The sequence below is a fragment of the Pseudomonas sp. SDO5215_S409 genome (assembly GCF_054071325.1).
In genome coordinates, this window is record NZ_JBSVWN010000019.1 from 57,485 (window position 1) to 73,480 (window position 15,996).

Annotated in this window: 14 protein-coding genes; 10 read left to right on the forward strand and 4 right to left on the reverse strand. The window is 63.2% G+C overall.

All coding sequences use genetic code 11. The annotated features are described in order from the left end of the window. Nucleotides 1-59: 59 nt before the first annotated feature. A complete protein-coding gene (locus ACW9H9_RS12420; RefSeq protein WP_457343488.1) occupies nucleotides 60-1,409 on the forward strand; it encodes an MATE family efflux transporter in 1,350 nt (449 codons plus the stop codon). A gap of 30 nt (nucleotides 1,410-1,439) precedes the next feature. Here the strand turns inward: ACW9H9_RS12420 and speA are convergent, their stop codons facing one another. From speA to ACW9H9_RS12440, 4 genes are all read right to left on the reverse strand, one after another. Next, nucleotides 1,440-3,353, reverse strand: coding sequence for an arginine decarboxylase (speA, locus tag ACW9H9_RS12425; protein ID WP_457343489.1), 1,914 nt, complete (start codon nucleotides 3,351-3,353; stop codon nucleotides 1,440-1,442). Nucleotides 3,354-3,565: 212 nt separating this feature from the next. Beyond that, a complete protein-coding gene (locus tag ACW9H9_RS12430; RefSeq protein WP_457343490.1) occupies nucleotides 3,566-3,937 on the reverse strand; it encodes a translation initiation factor Sui1 in 372 nt (123 codons plus the stop codon). 178 nt (nucleotides 3,938-4,115) lie between these two features. Further along, nucleotides 4,116-4,652 carry an NUDIX hydrolase gene (locus tag ACW9H9_RS12435; protein ID WP_457343491.1) on the reverse strand — a complete coding sequence of 179 codons (537 nt, stop codon included), beginning with the start codon at nucleotides 4,650-4,652 and terminating at the stop codon, nucleotides 4,116-4,118. Nucleotides 4,653-4,654: 2 nt separating this feature from the next. Continuing rightward, the gene (locus ACW9H9_RS12440; protein ID WP_457343492.1) at nucleotides 4,655-5,722 is read right to left on the reverse strand and encodes a DUF2333 family protein; all 1,068 of its coding nucleotides are present in this window, start codon (nucleotides 5,720-5,722) and stop codon (nucleotides 4,655-4,657) included. A 274-nt stretch (nucleotides 5,723-5,996) separates the two neighbouring features. Between ACW9H9_RS12440 and ACW9H9_RS12445 the strand changes: the two genes are divergently transcribed. The 9 genes from ACW9H9_RS12445 (at nucleotide 5,997) to fis (ending at nucleotide 15,994) form a co-directional block, all read left to right on the forward strand. Then, nucleotides 5,997-7,667, forward strand: coding sequence for a diguanylate cyclase (locus ACW9H9_RS12445; RefSeq protein WP_457343493.1), 1,671 nt, complete (start codon nucleotides 5,997-5,999; stop codon nucleotides 7,665-7,667). A gap of 52 nt (nucleotides 7,668-7,719) precedes the next feature. Then, nucleotides 7,720-9,681 carry a methyl-accepting chemotaxis protein gene (locus ACW9H9_RS12450; protein WP_457343495.1) on the forward strand — a complete coding sequence of 654 codons (1,962 nt, stop codon included), beginning with the start codon at nucleotides 7,720-7,722 and terminating at the stop codon, nucleotides 9,679-9,681. A gap of 220 nt (nucleotides 9,682-9,901) precedes the next feature. Then, nucleotides 9,902-10,357 (forward strand): type II 3-dehydroquinate dehydratase, encoded by a 456-nt coding sequence (gene aroQ / locus ACW9H9_RS12455; RefSeq protein ID WP_457343496.1) that lies wholly within the window; start codon nucleotides 9,902-9,904, stop codon nucleotides 10,355-10,357. 24 nt (nucleotides 10,358-10,381) lie between these two features. After that, nucleotides 10,382-10,843, forward strand: coding sequence for an acetyl-CoA carboxylase biotin carboxyl carrier protein (accB, locus tag ACW9H9_RS12460; protein WP_457343497.1), 462 nt, complete (start codon nucleotides 10,382-10,384; stop codon nucleotides 10,841-10,843). 17 nt (nucleotides 10,844-10,860) lie between these two features. Next, complete coding sequence (gene accC / locus ACW9H9_RS12465) at nucleotides 10,861-12,222, forward strand: acetyl-CoA carboxylase biotin carboxylase subunit (RefSeq protein WP_457343499.1); 1,362 nt, start codon at nucleotides 10,861-10,863, stop codon at nucleotides 12,220-12,222. Nucleotides 12,223-12,347: 125 nt separating this feature from the next. Continuing rightward, entirely contained in the window at nucleotides 12,348-13,226 is an 879-nt protein-coding gene (gene prmA, locus ACW9H9_RS12470; RefSeq protein WP_457343500.1) for a 50S ribosomal protein L11 methyltransferase, read from the forward strand. A 30-nt stretch (nucleotides 13,227-13,256) separates the two neighbouring features. Continuing rightward, entirely contained in the window at nucleotides 13,257-14,495 is a 1,239-nt protein-coding gene (locus ACW9H9_RS12475; protein ID WP_457343501.1) for a DUF3426 domain-containing protein, read from the forward strand. A gap of 186 nt (nucleotides 14,496-14,681) precedes the next feature. Next, nucleotides 14,682-15,677, forward strand: coding sequence for a tRNA dihydrouridine synthase DusB (dusB, locus tag ACW9H9_RS12480; RefSeq protein ID WP_457343502.1), 996 nt, complete (start codon nucleotides 14,682-14,684; stop codon nucleotides 15,675-15,677). Beyond that, nucleotides 15,674-15,994: a DNA-binding transcriptional regulator Fis gene (gene fis, locus ACW9H9_RS12485; RefSeq protein ID WP_457343504.1), complete on the forward strand. Its 321-nt coding sequence runs from the start codon at nucleotides 15,674-15,676 to the stop codon at nucleotides 15,992-15,994. The genes dusB and fis overlap by 4 nt, the downstream gene beginning before the upstream one ends. Nucleotides 15,995-15,996: the final 2 nt, after the last annotated feature.

Below are 15,996 nucleotides of genomic sequence, written 5' to 3' on the forward strand. Positions count from 1 at the left end.
AGCGCTATGCGTACGCGAAGCATCATTTGGTTACAATGCCGCTCCCCCAAGGAGCCCCCATGACCTCCCTCTTAACCGACTGGCGCCACCGCCCCACCCACCGCCGTGTGTGGGCCCTGGCCGCGCCGATGATTTTGTCGAATATTTCCGTGCCGCTGGTCGCCCTGGTGGACAGCATGGTGATCGGCCATCTGCCTCACGCCCATCAATTGGGCGCGGTGGCGGTGGGCGCCAGTCTGTATACCTTTTTGGCCTGGGCCATGGGGTTTCTGCGCATGGGCTCCACCGGGTTTGCCGCCCAGGCGGCCGGGCGGGCCGACGGTGCGGCCTTGCGGCAGATCCTGCTGCAAGGCCTGCTGCTGGCGATGGGGCTGTCGTTGCTGCTCGGCACGGTGGGCATTCCGTTCAGCCACTGGGCGCTGGAATGGATGCAACCGTCTGCTGAACTGGGCCAATTGACCCGCGACTTTTTCCACACCCGGCTGTTCGGCCTGCCCGCTGCGCTGGCCACGTATGCGCTGGTGGGCTGGTTTCTCGGCACGCAAAATGCCCGTGCGCCGCTGGCGATTTTGCTGACCACCAACCTGGTCAATATCGCTCTTAACCTGTGGTTCGTGCTGGGCCTGGACTGGGGCGTGATCGGCTCGGCACGCGCCTCGGTGATCGCCGAGTGGGCCGGTGCCCTCTTGGGCCTGGCCCTGACGCAAAAAGCCCTGCGCGCCTACCCCGGTCATATCGCCTGGGCCGCACTCAAGGCGTGGTGCAACTGGCGCCCGCTGCTGGCGGTGAACCGCGACATTTTTATCCGCAGCCTGGCGCTGCAATCGGTGTTTTTCATGATCACCGTGCAAGGCGCGCGGCTGGGGGATGCGACCGTGGCGGCCAATGCGCTGCTGCTCAACGGCCTGTTGCTCACCGCTCATGCGCTGGACGGGCTGGCGCATGCGGTCGAGGCGTTGTGCGGGCATGCCATCGGCGCCCGTGACCGGCAGGCGTTGCGCCGTTCACTGGTGGTGGCCTGTGGTTGGTCGCTGCTGGCCAGTGGGGCTTTTGCGCTGCTGTTCGCGCTGCTCGGGCACCTGTTCATTGCCATGCAGACCAACATTCAAAGCGTGCGCGACACCGCCGACCTGTACCTGCCTTACCTGGCGGTATTGCCGTTGATTGCGGTGTGGAGTTATTTGCTGGACGGGTTGTTCATCGGCGCCACACGGGCGCGGGAGATGCGTAACGGCATGTTGTTGGCGGTGTTGATCCTGCTGCCGTTCGCCTGGGCATTTCAGGGGCTCGGCAACCACGGGCTGTGGATCAGCTTTTTGCTGTTCATGGCCCTGCGCAGCCTGACCCTGTGGGCCATCGCCTGGCGTTTGCAGCGCCAGGATCGCTGGCTTGCCAACACCCCGCCATGACGGGGTGCGGGCAAACCCGCAGCCTGTGCGTTACGAGGACAGGTACGACGAACGCGTAAGACCCAGGCGCAGCGCATCGAGGAACTGGGTGCGCTCGCTGGCGCTGATCTTCGCGCTGGCGCATTTGTCGCGGTAGTGGGTCATCAACTCCTCCGGCGACAAGTGCACGTAGCGCAGCATGTCTTCGATGGTGTCGTGGGTTTCGATCCCGGCGCTGTACGCCGAACCATCGCTGCGCTGGTAGATGTTCACCGAGTCGGTGTCACCGAACAGGTTGTGCATGTCGCCCAGGATTTCCTGGTAGGCGCCCACCAGGAAGATGCCCAGCAAGTAGTCCTCACCCTCGTTGACCGCGTGTACCGGCAGGCTGGTTTCGATGCTCTGCTCGTCCACGTACTGCTTGATCTTGCCGTCGGAGTCGCAGGTCAGGTCTTGCAGCACGGCGCGGCGCAGCGGCTCTTCGTCCAGGCGGTGCAGCGGTAGAATCGGCAGCACCTGGCCGATGGCCCAGGTGTCCGGCAGGCTCTGGAACACCGAGAAGTTGCAGATGTACTTGTCGGCGAGCTTGTCGTTCAGCTCGTCCAGCACCTGGCGATGGGAACGCTGACGGGCTTTGAGCGAGTCGTGCAGGCGACGGCACACGGCAAAATAGCACTGCTCGGCCAGGGCTTTTTCGGCCAGGGTGATCTTGCCGTCGGCGTACTGGGTGGCCACGTCGCTCATGTAGTGGGTGGCGCGCCAGTAGGTTTCGGTGACCATCTCGATGTCGGTCGGGCCCAGCAGGTCCACCAGCCATTGCACGGTTTCGGGCAGGGCTTCTTTGTCGGCGATCTCCGGCACGTCGTCGTTGTGTTTCTCGACGTCGGTCACCTGCACCACCAGCACGGCGTGGTGGGCAGTGAGCGAGCGGCCGCTCTCAGAGAAAATGTTCGGGTGCGGCAGGCCCTGCGCATCGCAGAACTCTTTGAGCATGCCCACGACCACGCCTGCGTAGTCGTCCATGTCGTAGTTGATGGAGCTGGCGTTGCGCGAGTGGGTGCCGTCGTAGTCCACACCCAGGCCGCCGCCCACGTCGATGTGGTCCACCGGCAGGCCGAGGCTGCGCAGTTCGCCGTAGTAACGGATCGCTTCTTTGAAGCCGTGCTGGTAGTCGGCCAGGTTGGCGATCTGCGAGCCCATGTGAAAGTGCAACAGGCGGATACCCTGGTCCAGGCCCGCGTCGCGGAAACGCTCGACCACCGACAGCAACTGCGCCGCCGACAACCCGAATTTGGATTTTTCGCCGCCGGTGTCCGCCCATTTGCTCGACGCCAGCGACGACAGGCGCACGCGCAGCCCCACTTGCGGCTTGACCTTGAGCTTGCCCGCTTCCTCGATCACCAGGCCCACTTCGGACTCTTTCTCGATGACGATGAACACGTTGTGGCCCAGCTTCTGGCCCATCAGCGCCAGGCGGATGAACTCACGGTCTTTGTACCCGTTGCAGACGATGGTGCCGCCCTTGGGCGCCAGGGCCAGCACGGCCAGCAGCTCCGGCTTGGAACCGGCTTCCAGGCCGATGGACACGTTTTGCGTGGCGATGATGTTTTCGATCACCGCTTCCTGCTGGTTCACCTTGATCGGGTACAACGCGGTGTATTTGCTCTGGTAGTCCAGGCGCTCGATGTTGGCGTCGAACGCGCCGGTGAGCTGGCGCACGCGGTCTTGCAGAATGTCCGGGAAACGCACCAGCAACGGCAGCGACAGCCCGCTCTTGCGCAGGTGGTCGACTTGCTCGAACAGATCGATGGGCGAACTGCTCGGGCCGTTCGGACGAACTTCGACGCGACCGGCGTCATTGATCGCGAAATACCCGGCCCCCCAATGGCGAATCCCGTAAACACTGCGGCTGTCCGCAACTGTCCATTGGCTGCCATCGTCTTTGCGTGTGCGTCGTACGGACATCGAAGTCCCCTATAAATGAAGTCGAAGTGCGCAGGCCTGTCTGAGGCTGGCGCAGTCTAAAGAATGAAAATGACGATTTGCCTGTAAGAGGAGTAGACCCCGCATGCAGGACAGAGTTTAGACACCGGTCAGGAACAGGCTCTGTGAAAACCATGGCGATGACAGCCAGCGTTCAGCCAGGCCGGTCACGGAGGTGGTTTTCACAGAGGCGGCTAGCCGCCGGATTTCTTCGCCTTGTAACCGAGCTTGATCAGCTCGGCCAACAGCAACTCAACGTGGTCGCCCTGGATCTCGATAATGCCGTCCTTGAGCGCACCGCCCGTGCCACAGCGCTTTTTGAGCGTGGTGGCCAACTCCTTGAGCGGGTCGAGCGCCAGGGGCACGCCGGTGATGGTGGTCACCGTCTTGCCGCCACGGCCTTTGCTCTCGCGGCGCACGCGGGCAATGCCGTCGCCTTCGGGGATCAGGGTTTGTTTGCAGGTGCAGGCGTCCACGGGCTGGCGACAGTCCGGGCAATGTCGACCTGCGTCGGTGGAAAACACCAGGCCGCCCAGGGCGGCGAAGGATGCGGCTTTTTTGGCCACCGGCAATCCTCTTGTGAGGATGAAGACTGATCGATGCCCAGCGGGCCACCGACCGCGAAGCCCCACTCAGGCAGGGGCAGCGCTACCGGCCCGCAAAGTGGGTCGGCTTGAAAAGTCGCGCAGTGTAACGGCAAACAGGCCACTTGCTAAGGGCCAAATGGCGCCAATTTATGCAACTTTAGCGACGCCCGGCCAGATAACGCCGCAAGCCTTCCTGCGCGTCCGGGCAGTAGGGCTTGTGCTCGGCCTCTTGCAGCACCGTGGCAAGGGGCAAAAAGCGCGCCTCCATTACCTCCTCAGGTTGCAGGCGCAGCGGGCCGTCCCACACCGCCGAGAACGATTTGCACCAGAGCCGACTGCCGCCGTCTTCAAAGTAGAAATGATCGTGGGCGGTCAATACCACACCGGCCACGCCCAATTCTTCTTCCAGCTCACGGGCCGCCGACACTTCGTAGGACTCATCCGCCGCCACCATGCCGCCCGCCGCCGTGTCCCAGAAGCCTGGGTACAGCGCCTTGCTCAAGGTGCGCCGGTGCACGCACAGCTCCCCTGCCGAGTTGAACAGGAAGATAAACGTGCAACGACCGATCAGCCCGCGCTGGCGCAGATCGGCGCGCACCAGGGCGCCGAGCAGGTTGTCATGCTCGTCGACCCAGGCGATGTATTCGGCATCGGAAGCGGCGCGGTGCGCAGCTTCCTTGGAGGGCGCGTCCATCATTAACCCTGGTTGAGCAACTGACGCAGGTCGATCACCGCCGCGTTGGCCCGGGAAATGTAGTTGGCCATCACCAGCGAGTGGTTGGCCAGGATCCCAAAGCCGCTGCCGTTGAGGATCATCGGGCTCCACACGGTTTCTTGCGAGGCTTCCAGTTCACGGATGATCTGGCGCACGCTGACGGTGGCGTTTTTCTTGGCCAGCACATCCGCAAAGTCAACCTCGATGGCGCGCAGCAGGTGGGACAAGGCCCAGGCCTGGCCACGGGCCTCGTAGAACACGTTGTCGATCTGCATCCAGGGGGTTTCCACCACTTCTTCATCGACCTGCGGCACTTCACCCGGGGCCAGTGCTTCGGTTTTCAACGCGGTGTTGAGCTTGACGCGACCCACGCTGGCCGACAGGCGTTGCGACAGCGAACCCAGGCGGGTCGCCACGTCACCCAGCCAGTTGTTGAGGTTGTCGGCGCGGGCGTAGAACAGCGCGCCTTTCTGGTTGGGGTCTGACAGACGCGCTTCGTAGCGGCTCAGGGAGTTGATGCCTTCCTGGTATTCGGACTCGCTGGACGGCAGCACCCAGCTCTTGTTGTCAAAGTTGAAGCGCGGCTCGGCCTTGGCCAGGTCGGCGTCTTCGGCCGATTGCGACTGGGAGCGGGCGAAGTCTTTGCGCAGGGCGCGGGTCAGGTCACGCACCTGCACCAGCACGCCGTATTCCCAGCTGGGCATGTTGTCCATCCACAGGCCAGGCGGGAAGCGGTCGTTGGAAATGTAGCCACCGGGCTTGTTGAGCAAGGTGCCCACCACGGTCTTGAGGGTTTCGACCGTGGTGTAGCCCACCACCATCTGCTTGCCTTCTTTTTCGGCCGCCAGCTGGGCGTTCTGTTGCACGGGGAACAAGGCGGGTTCTTCGCTCCAGTACCAGCCCAGCGCGCCGGTGACCAATAGGTACAAACACACCACCGTGAGCAAGGCACGGCTCATCAGCAGGGAACGAAAATAGCTGCGGTTGGCCGACTTGGGCTCAGGGGCCGGGCCCTGGGCGCTGCCTGCACGGTTTTTCCAGTCCAGCATGGCGATATCCTTTCAATCACTTGAGTTCAAACACTACGACCACAACCCTAACCCAATCGTGCCAAAGGCGGGGCGCTTTTGATGGACGGTGGCGCATCGGCGCGGGTGGACTATAAAGGATGCACACTTTTTTTACCCCGCACGACTGACCGGTCGGCAACTGAATGACCGGGGCTTGCAGTTAATTGACGCAAGGTACTCGTGCAGGGGAAAAGAGGTGCTAGCATAGAGCCATCACTCGACCTCAGCAGTTATTCTAACTAGTAGTCAGGATATGACCGAGCCAGAAGACCCGAGCCGTGAACGCCTCAAGCACCACTTTGCCCAGCGGGTAATTCATCAGGCACGTCAAATTCTTGAGATCTGGCAGCGCCTGCAACGCAGCGAATGGTCGACCACCGACTTTTCCGAGCTGAGCGAAGCCAACCTGCGCCTGCTGCGGTTTGCCGAGCGCTTCGAGCAGCCGGAACACGGGCAACTGGCGCGGCTCATCGGCGAATCGCTGCACGCGGTGGACCAAAACCGCGGCCGCCTGAGCAGCCACCTGATCACCGAACTCAATCGCCTGATGCAGCGCCTGTCGCGCACCGGCCTGCGCCAGGGCGACCAGCTGGAACAGATGCTGCTGCCGCCCCTGCGCAAGCCCCTCTACATCGTGCTGGCCGACTACGACCGCGCCGAGCGCCTGGCCAAGCAGCTGGAATTCTTTGGCTTGAGCGCCCAGGCGCTGGAAAGCGTGCCCGCGTTTTACGCCGCCATGACCGAGCGCTTGCCCGCGGCCATCGTGATGGACGTGGACTTCTGCGGCGCGGGCCTGGGCCTCAAGCTTGCCACCCAAGCCCAGGAAGGCCTGGAGCACAAGCTGCCGCTGTTGTTTTTCAGCCTGCATGAAACCGACACGCCCACGCGCCTGGCCGCAGTGCGAGCCGGGGGCCAGGAGTTCCTCACCGGCACGCTCGAGGCGTCGAGCCTGCTGGAAAAAATCGAAGTGCTGACCTGCGTGGCCCAGTACGAGCCCTATAAGGTGCTGATCATCGACGACTCGCGGGCCCAGGCCCTGCACACCGAACGGCTGCTCAACAGCGCCGGTATCGTCACCCGCACCCTGATCGAACCGATCCAGGCCATGGCCGAACTGGCGGACTTCCAGCCCGACCTGATCATCCTCGACATGTACATGCCCGCCTGCACCGGCACGGAGCTGGCCAAAGTGATCCGCCACAACGACCGCTACGTGAGCGTGCCGATCATCTACCTGTCGGCCGAAGACGACCTGGACAAACAACTGGACGCCATGAGCGAAGGCGGCGACGACTTCCTCACCAAGCCCATCAAGCCTCGCCACCTGATCACCACCGTGCGCAACCGCGCCGCCCGTGCCCGGCATTTAAAGGCGCGCATGGTGCGCGACAGCCTCACCGGGCTGTACAACCACACGCACATCCTGCAACTGCTGGAAGACTGCAGCTTTCGCGCACGCCGCGAGGCCAAGCCGCTGAGTTTCGCGATGCTGGACATCGACCACTTCAAGCGGGTCAATGACAGCCACGGCCACCCCATGGGCGACCGGGTGATCAAGAGCCTGGCGCTGTTTTTGAAGCAGCGCCTGCGCAAGACCGATTTCATCGGCCGCTACGGCGGCGAAGAATTTGCCATCGTCATGCCCGACACCGACCTGGATGCTGCCTGCCAGGTGCTCGACGAGATCCGCCAGCGGTTCGCCGAGATCCACTATCCCGCCCAGCCCCAGGATTTGTGGTGCACCTTCAGCGCAGGCGTGGTGCAACTGTGCGACGGCTCCGACAGCCTGATGATGGCCGCCCAGGCCGACGAAGCGCTGTACCGCGCCAAGGATGCCGGGCGTAACCGGGTGCTGGCGGCACGTGCATCAAAGCAAAGTGCCACTTTTTCACCGGAATCCACTGAATTGGTCATAACCCTGTAACAAAATCGCAATAACTTCAGGCACTTACTTCTGTTGTCGGTTGAAAATCCGCATGCGCCTGAAGCTGCTGACGAATCTCAATACCCTCCTGCTGGTGGCCGTTTGCCTAGCACTGGGCGCGACGCTCTGGTGGTCGCAACGGGCGCTGGAGCGGCCGTACCTGCTGATGGAGCGTTACCTGGGGCTGTCGCAGACGTTCCAGAATCAGGCCGCACGCAATATCGAAGACTACCTGGCCAGCGGCGACGCCCTGCGCCTGAGCAGCGCCAGCCAAAGCCTGGAAAGCCTGTTGCAACAGGTGGATGAATTACCGGCCAACCTTGCGCAAACCCTGCGCCCCAGCCTCAAAGACCTGGACACCTTCAGCAAGACCGACCTGTTGGCCGCGGGCAAACTGGCAGGCGACCCGCAAGCCTTGTTGGTGCAGGCCGAGCGGGAGCTGGGGGCCAACCTTGAGCAATTGAGCCAGTACGCCACCGGCGCCCACTCGCCCGACGCCGCGAACTACCTGCCGCCGCTGCTGGCGGCGTCGCAGCATGTGGCCAAGTTGTCGCTAGCACGCGACAAGCTGGTGAGCAGCGGGCGCAGCGAGCTGGCCGACGATGTCGAGCGCGAAGTGAACAGCATTCGCGCCCAAGCCCAGCAACTGGAGGCACTGCCCCTGCTGGGCGTGACCGCCCAGGCTGAATCCAGCGCCGACGATTTCTCGGCCATGATGGGCCTGGAGAACACCGAAAAAACCGTGGCCCAAGACACCGGCGTCGACCTCAAGCGCGAGCTCAACAGCCTGTTGACCCGCTACCCGGCCGAGCTCAAGCGCACCCGCGACCAGATCCAGCAACGTTCGGCACTCGCCGCCGCCACCCACCTCAAAATAGACGCTGTGCAACAGGCCATCGCCGGGCTGGAGCCGGTGGTGCGGGCCCAGCACGGCCAGATCCAGGGCGAAGTGCGCCTGATGCAAGGGGTGATGATCGGGCTGATCCTGCTCATCGCCCTGCTGATCGACACCCTGCAGCGGCGCCTGGCGCGGGTGCTGACCAACCTCGCACCGGCCTTGTCCACCTGGGCCGAAGGTGATTTCAGCCAACCCATCGCCCTGGGCAAGACCAACCGCGAACTGCACGACATCGAAGCGTCGCTCAACCGCCTGCGCGCCTACCTGGTGGACCTGGTGGGCACCATTCGCGGCAACGCCGAAGAAGTGGCGGGCAGCAGCAGTGCCCTGGCGCAGTTGAGCAACGGCCTGCACCAGGGCGCCGAACGCCAGGCGGGTGACACCGCGCAAATCCGCGACTCCCTGGGCGAACTCGAGGCGACCATCCAGCAAGTGGCCGACGACGCCAGCCAGGCCGCCGGCGCCAGCCGCAGCGCGGGCCAGGCGGTGGAGCAAGGTCAACGGGTGATCGGCCTGAGCCTGACCGGCCTGCACGCACTGGTGGGCGAAGTGCAGCAAAACGCGCAGATGATCGAAAAACTTGCCGAAGAGTCCGCCACCATCGGCGGCGTGCTCACGGTGATCCGCTCGATTGCCGACCAGACCAACCTGCTGGCCCTCAACGCCGCCATCGAAGCCGCCCGGGCAGGCGAGGCTGGGCGCGGGTTTGCGGTGGTCGCCGACGAAGTCCGCTCGCTGGCCCAGCGTACGGCAGGCGCCACGGCCGAGATCCAGACCCTCATCGCCAGCCTGCAAACCGCCGCCCGCCAATCGGTCGAAGGCATGCGCGCCCAGGTGGAACACGCCGAAGCCACCGCCGAACAAGCGCAAGCGGCCGACGGCGCGCTGGATGAAATCGTCGGGGCGATCCAGACCATTTCCGACACCGCAACGCGTATCGCCGACGTGACCGCCCAGCAGAGCGGCGCTGTCAGTGAAATCCGGGACAACAGTGAGCGGATCCATCAATTGGGCGAAGACAACCTGCTGCGCATCGGCCAGGGGCGCAGCCAGGGCGAGCATTTGCAGGTACTGGGCAGCCAACTCAACACCGCCGTGCAGGCCTTTCGCGTCTGACCTGATGGCCCGCGGCCTGTGAGGCGATCGCGGCCCAGACCGCGCCCACCGCACAGGGGATTGCGGCGTGGAGCGGTGACCGGATTCAACAGGGCGGTCACATACTTTGCGCAATCCTCGCTCATCGTGCTGGCTTTTGCCGAGAACTGGACAGTCACAAAGCCTTTGCGGCATAGTCGCCGGGTTCTGCCGCACCCCCACCCTTCACAAGGAACAGCCAATGGCGACCTTACTGGTTCTGCACGGACCCAACCTGAACCTGCTTGGCACCCGTGAACCGGGCGTCTACGGGGCAGTCACCCTCGAACAGATCAACCTGGATCTGGAGCGACGGGCCCGTGAAGCCGGCCACCATTTGCTCTACCTGCAAAGCAATGCCGAGTACGAATTGATTGATCGCATCCACGCCGCACGCGGCGAAGGGGTGGACTTTATCCTGATCAATCCCGCCGCTTTTACACACACAAGCGTTGCATTACGTGACGCGTTGCTGGCGGTGAGCATCCCATTCATCGAAGTGCATTTGTCCAACGTGCACAAACGCGAAAAATTCCGCCATCACTCCTACTTCTCCGACGTTGCGGTAGGGGTGATCTGCGGCCTTGGCGCCAGCGGTTACCGACTGGCCCTGGAGGCCGCCCTGGAACAACTTGAAGAACAGGCCAAGCGCCCCTGACCAACCCTTGGGAGTTGATGATTCATGGATATCCGTAAAGTTAAGAAACTGATCGAACTGCTGGAAGAGTCCGGTATCGACGAGCTGGAGATCAAGGAAGGCGAGGAATCCGTACGGATCAGCCGCCACAGCAAGACCCCGGCCCAGCCTTACTACGCCCCTCAAGTGCAGGCCCCGGCGCCGGTCGCCGCTGCACCTGCAGCCGCGCCAGTGGCTGCTGCCCCGGCTGCACCGGCCGCCCCTGCGCTGAACGGTTTTGTGGTCAAGTCGCCGATGGTCGGCACCTTCTACCGCACCCCGGCCCCGACCTCGCCTGCCTTTGTCGAAGTCGGCAAGACCGTCAAAGTCGGCGACACCATCTGCATCGTTGAAGCGATGAAAATGATGAACCACATCACGGCCGAAAAAGCCGGCGTGATCGAGTCCATCCTGGTAGAAAACGGCCAGCCGGTTGAGTACGACCAGCCGCTGTTCACCATCGTTTGAACCGCGGAGCGCCTTCGATGTTGAAACCTGCGAAGAAACTGGAAAAAGTCCTGATCGCCAACCGCGGTGAGATCGCCCTGCGAATCCTGCGTGCCTGTAAGGAACAGGGCATCAAGACCGTCGCTGTTTATTCCACGGCCGACTCGGAACTGATGCACGTGAAACTGGCGGACGAGAGCATCTGCATCGGCCCGCCCCTGGCGACGAACTCGTACCTCAAAGTCCCGAACATCATCGCGGCCGCCGAAGTGACCGGCGCTGATGGCATCCACCCGGGCTACGGCTTCCTGGCGGAAAACGCCGATTTCGCCGAACAGGTGGAAAAGTCCGGTTTTGCCTTCATCGGCCCTAAAGCCGAAACCATTCGCCTGATGGGCGACAAGGTATCGGCCAAGGACGCCATGATCGCCGCTGGCGTGCCGACCGTTCCGGGCTCCGACGGCCCGCTGCCGGAAGACGAAGCCACTGCGCTGCGCATTGGCCGCGAAGTCGGCTACCCGGTGATCATCAAGGCCGCCGGTGGCGGTGGTGGTCGCGGCATGCGCGTGGTGCACAAGGAAGAAGACCTGATCGAAGCGGCCAAACAGACGCGCTCTGAAGCGGGTGCCTGGTTTGGCAACCCGATGGTCTACCTGGAGAAGTACCTGACCAACCCACGTCACGTGGAAGTGCAGGTGCTGTCCGACGGCCAGGGCAACGCCATTCACCTGGGCGACCGTGACTGCTCCCTGCAGCGTCGTCACCAGAAAGTACTGGAAGAAGCCCCGGCACCGGGCCTGGACGAAACCGCCCGCGCAGAAGTGCTGGCACGTTGCGTCAAGGCCTGTATCGACATCAACTACCGTGGCGCTGGCACGTTCGAGTTCCTCTACGAGAACGGCCGCTTCTACTTCATCGAGATGAACACTCGCGTGCAGGTAGAGCACCCGGTGTCGGAGATGGTCACCGGTATCGATATCGTCAAGGAGATGCTGAGCATCGCCGCAGGCAACACGCTGTCGTTCACCCAGGCGGACGTGAAGCTGCACGGTCACTCGCTGGAGTGCCGCATCAACGCCGAAGACCCGAAGACGTTTATCCCAAGCCCAGGCCTGGTCAAGCACTTCCACGCCCCGGGTGGCAACGGCGTTCGCGTCGATTCGCACCTGTACAGCGGCTACAAAGTGCCGTCCAACTACGACTCCCTGATCGGCAAGCTGATCACCTGGGGCGCCACCCGTGACGAGGCCATGGCCCGCATGCGCAACGCCCTGGACGAAATCGTGGTCGACGGTATCAAGACCAACATCCCGCTGCACCGGGACCTGGTCCGCGACAAAGGCTTCTGCGAGGGTGGTGTGAACATTCACTACCTGGAGCACAAGCTGGCTAACCAGTAAGTTTGTTGCACCCTCAACAAAGCCGCCTTCGGGCGGCTTTGTTGTTTAGGACGCGCTGGCGTAAACTTGCGCGCTTTCGCGGCCCCACACATCCGCACACTCATTATTTTCAAAGGTGCCCCGCCATGCCTTGGCTGCAAGTCCGTCTCGCCATCAGCCCAGAACAGGCCGAAACCTATGAAGACGCGTTCCTGGAAGTGGGCGCCGTTTCCGTCACGTTCATGGACGCCGAAGATCAGCCCATCTTCGAACCCGAGCTGAACACCACCCCGCTGTGGTCCCACACGCACCTGCTGGCCCTGTTCGAAGACGGCACCGACGCGGCCGCCGTACTGGCCCACATGGAACTGCTCACCAGCAGCCCGCTGCCCGAGCACCACAGCGAAATCATCGAAGACCAGGACTGGGAACGCAGCTGGATGGACAACTTCCAGCCGATGCGTTTCGGCCAGCGCCTGTGGATCGTGCCGAGCTGGCACGCCGCACCGGAGCCAGATGCGGTGAACCTGTTGCTCGACCCGGGCCTGGCGTTCGGCACCGGCACCCACCCCACCACCGCGCTGTGCCTGGAATGGCTCGACGGCCAGGACTTGGCCGGCTGCAACGTGCTTGACTTCGGCTGCGGCTCGGGGATTCTGGCCATCGCCGCCCTGCTGCTGGGCGCCAAGGAAGCGGTGGGCACCGACATCGACGTGCAGGCCCTGGAGGCCTCGCGTGACAACGCCGGGCGCAACGGCATCGCCCAACACACCTTCCCGTTATATCTGCCCGAGCAACTGCCCCAGGTACAGGCCGACGTGCTGGTGGCCAACATCCTGGCCGGCCCGCTGGTGTCGCTGGCGCCGCAACTGTCGAGCCTGGTCAAGCCGGGCGGGCGCCTGGCGTTGTCGGGCATCCTCGCCGAACAAGGCGAAGACGTGGCCGCCGCCTATGCTCAGGACTTCGACCTGGACCCGATCGCCAACCGCGACGGCTGGGTGCGCATCAGTGGCCGTCGGCGCTAGAATGGCCGACTGCATCAACGGGATGGCCGCATGACCGACAGCTTCGTCACTCAGTGCCCACATTGCCAAGCGCGTTTTCGCGTCAGTCACGCCCAATTGAGCGTGGCCCGCGGCGTGGTGCGCTGTGGCTCGTGCCTGCAAGTGTTCAACGCCGCGCGCCAACTGCTTGAGCAACGCGCCGCCCAGGCGCCAGCGCCGCAATCGGCCGCGCCCGAACCCGAAGCTGAAGTTGCCACCCCCGAAGCCCCCCGTGCCATCAGCCAGAAACAGTGGACCGCCCAAGCGCTGGACCTGGACAACCTGGACCTGGACGAAGAACTGGCCAAGCTGGAACGCCGTGAGATCCAGCACACCCAGACCCAGGGCACCGATCGTCGCCAACCAGGCTTTGATCGCCGCCAAAAAGAAGAGCCCCTGAGCGCCACGCGCGATACCGCCAAGGCCGAGGAAGAACAGTGGGCCGCCAGCCTGTTCAGCGAACCACCGGCTGAACGCCAGCAGGCCGCGCCCCTGACCGATGACGAACCGGCCAGGCCCCACAAGCCCAAGCGCACCGAACCCTCGATGTCGTTCCAGACCGCCGAGCCCGACGACGAACCGCCCCTGCACACCGAAGCGGTCGATGAAGACCTCGACCCGCCCGTGACCGCAGAGCCTGACGAACCCGAAGAGCCCGCCCCGCCACCCCGGCGCAAGCGGGCACGCCCGGCCACCACGGCCCACGACGAACTGCTGCAAGACCTGGAAGACGACCCGGTGCATTTATATGCGTCCAAACGTCCGTCCGGCTGGGGCCGTCGCCTGTTCTGGAGCCTGTTGGTGTTATTGGCGGGCGCAGGCCTGGCAGGCCAATACGTGGCCTATCAATTCGACGACCTCGCCCGCCAGGACGCCTACCGTCCCTGGTTCCAGGCGCTGTGCCCGAAACTGGGCTGCACAGTGCCGTCGCGGGTCGACGTGTCCTATATCAAGAGCAGCAACCTGGTGGTGCGCAGCCACCCGGACTTCGCAGGCGCGCTGGTGGTGGATGCGATCATTTATAACCGCGCCACGTTCTCCCAGCCCTTCCCGCTGCTGGAGCTGCGCTTTGCCGACCTGAACGGCAGCATGATCGCCAGTCGTCGCTTCAAACCTGCCGAATACCTGAGCGGCGAGTTGGCGGGCGTGAGCGAAATGCCCTCCCAGACGCCGATCCACATTGCCCTGGACATCCTCGACCCGGGCAACAAAGCCGTGAACTACAGCTTGAGTTTCCACTCCCCCGAGTGAGCCTGCGTATGCACCGGGTGTCGGCGGCGTTTTATTGACTGCACCGACGCGCCACCAAACCGGCGGCGATAAAGAAATAACTGTTCAGATTTTATCCAATTCAGCCTTTATCCAGTCATCGAGAGCGGGTATCATGCCAACCCTTTTTCGAACTCTCATGATCCGGCCCCACAACAGGGAAGTCCTATGTCGGCGGTACGCATCGGCCCATACACATTGCAGAACGGCTTGGTCCTGGCCCCGATGGCGGGTGTGACCGACCAGCCCTTTCGTCAGTTGTGCAAGCGCCTTGGCGCAGGGCTAGTAGTCTCCGAAATGGTGACCAGCGACATGAGTTTGTGGAACACCCGCAAATCGCGGATGCGCATGATCCATGAAGGTGATCCCGAGCCCCGCTCGGTGCAGATCGCCGGGGGGGATGCGCAGATGCTGGCGGAGGCGGCCCGGGCGAACGTCGAGTTCGGGGCGCAGATCATTGATATCAACATGGGTTGCCCGGCAAAAAAGGTCTGCAACAAGGCCGCCGGTTCCGCCCTGTTGAAGGATGAGCAGTTGGTGGACGAGATCCTGCGGGCCGTGGTGGCCGCAGTGGATGTGCCGGTCACCCTGAAGATCCGCACCGGTTGGGACCGGGAGAACAAGAATGGCCTGACGGTGGCGAAAATCGCCGAGCAGGCGGGCATTACAGCGCTGGCAGTGCATGGCCGCACCCGCGCCGACCTGTACACCGGCGAGGCCGAGTACGACACCATCGCCGCGATCAAGCAGGCGGTGTCGATTCCGGTCTTCGCCAATGGCGACATCGATTCAGCCGACAAAGCCCGGCGTGTCTTGCACGCCACCGGCGCCGACGGCCTGTTGATTGGCCGGGCCGCCCAGGGGCGGCCGTGGATTTTTCGTGAGATCGAGCACTTTCTGCGTACCGGCGACACGTTGCCGGCACCGGAGCTGATCGAGGTGGAACGTATTCTGCTTGAGCATCTGGCCGCCCTGCACGCCTTCTACGGAGACGTGATGGGAGTACGCATTGCTCGCAAGCATGTGGGCTGGTATCTCGCAACCCTGCCGGGCGCCAGGGAGTTCCGCGCCCACTTCAATCGTTTGGAAGACAGGGAAGCACAGTGCGCAAACGTTCGTGAGTTCTTCGCCGAACGTCACAAGAGCCAAGGGGTGGCCGCATGACGATGATGACCGAGACTTTAGTGAGTGGAACAACACCCGTGAGCGACAACGTCAATTTGAAACAGCACCTCAACACGCCGAGCGAAGAAGGCCAGACCCTTCGCGGGAGTGTCGAAAAGGCGCTGCACAATTATTTCGCCCACCTTGAGGGCGCTCAAGTCACGGACGTGTATAACCTCGTGCTCTCCGAAGTCGAGGCCCCCCTGCTCGAAAGCGTGATGAATTACGTCAAGGGCAACCAGACCAAGGCCAGTGAGCTGCTCGGGCTCAACCGTGGCACGCTGCGCAAAAAACTCAAGCAGTACGATTTGCTGTAAGC

What these genes read in the sequence shown, in the direction of transcription:
- ACW9H9_RS12420 (WP_457343488.1), top strand. Translation starts at nt 60, where the DNA reads ATGACCTCCCTCTTAACCGACTGGCGCCACCGCCCCACCCACCGCCGT.
- speA (WP_457343489.1), bottom strand. Translation starts at nt 3,353, where the DNA reads ATGTCCGTACGACGCACACGCAAAGACGATGGCAGCCAATGGACAGTT.
- ACW9H9_RS12435 (WP_457343491.1), bottom strand. Translation starts at nt 4,652, where the DNA reads ATGGACGCGCCCTCCAAGGAAGCTGCGCACCGCGCCGCTTCCGATGCC.
- ACW9H9_RS12440 (WP_457343492.1), bottom strand. Translation starts at nt 5,722, where the DNA reads ATGCTGGACTGGAAAAACCGTGCAGGCAGCGCCCAGGGCCCGGCCCCT.
- ACW9H9_RS12445 (WP_457343493.1), top strand. Translation starts at nt 5,997, where the DNA reads ATGACCGAGCCAGAAGACCCGAGCCGTGAACGCCTCAAGCACCACTTT.
- ACW9H9_RS12450 (WP_457343495.1), top strand. Translation starts at nt 7,720, where the DNA reads ATGCGCCTGAAGCTGCTGACGAATCTCAATACCCTCCTGCTGGTGGCC.
- aroQ (WP_457343496.1), top strand. Translation starts at nt 9,902, where the DNA reads ATGGCGACCTTACTGGTTCTGCACGGACCCAACCTGAACCTGCTTGGC.
- accB (WP_457343497.1), top strand. Translation starts at nt 10,382, where the DNA reads ATGGATATCCGTAAAGTTAAGAAACTGATCGAACTGCTGGAAGAGTCC.
- accC (WP_457343499.1), top strand. Translation starts at nt 10,861, where the DNA reads ATGTTGAAACCTGCGAAGAAACTGGAAAAAGTCCTGATCGCCAACCGC.
- prmA (WP_457343500.1), top strand. Translation starts at nt 12,348, where the DNA reads ATGCCTTGGCTGCAAGTCCGTCTCGCCATCAGCCCAGAACAGGCCGAA.
- ACW9H9_RS12475 (WP_457343501.1), top strand. Translation starts at nt 13,257, where the DNA reads ATGACCGACAGCTTCGTCACTCAGTGCCCACATTGCCAAGCGCGTTTT.
- dusB (WP_457343502.1), top strand. Translation starts at nt 14,682, where the DNA reads ATGTCGGCGGTACGCATCGGCCCATACACATTGCAGAACGGCTTGGTC.
- fis (WP_457343504.1), top strand. Translation starts at nt 15,674, where the DNA reads ATGACGATGATGACCGAGACTTTAGTGAGTGGAACAACACCCGTGAGC.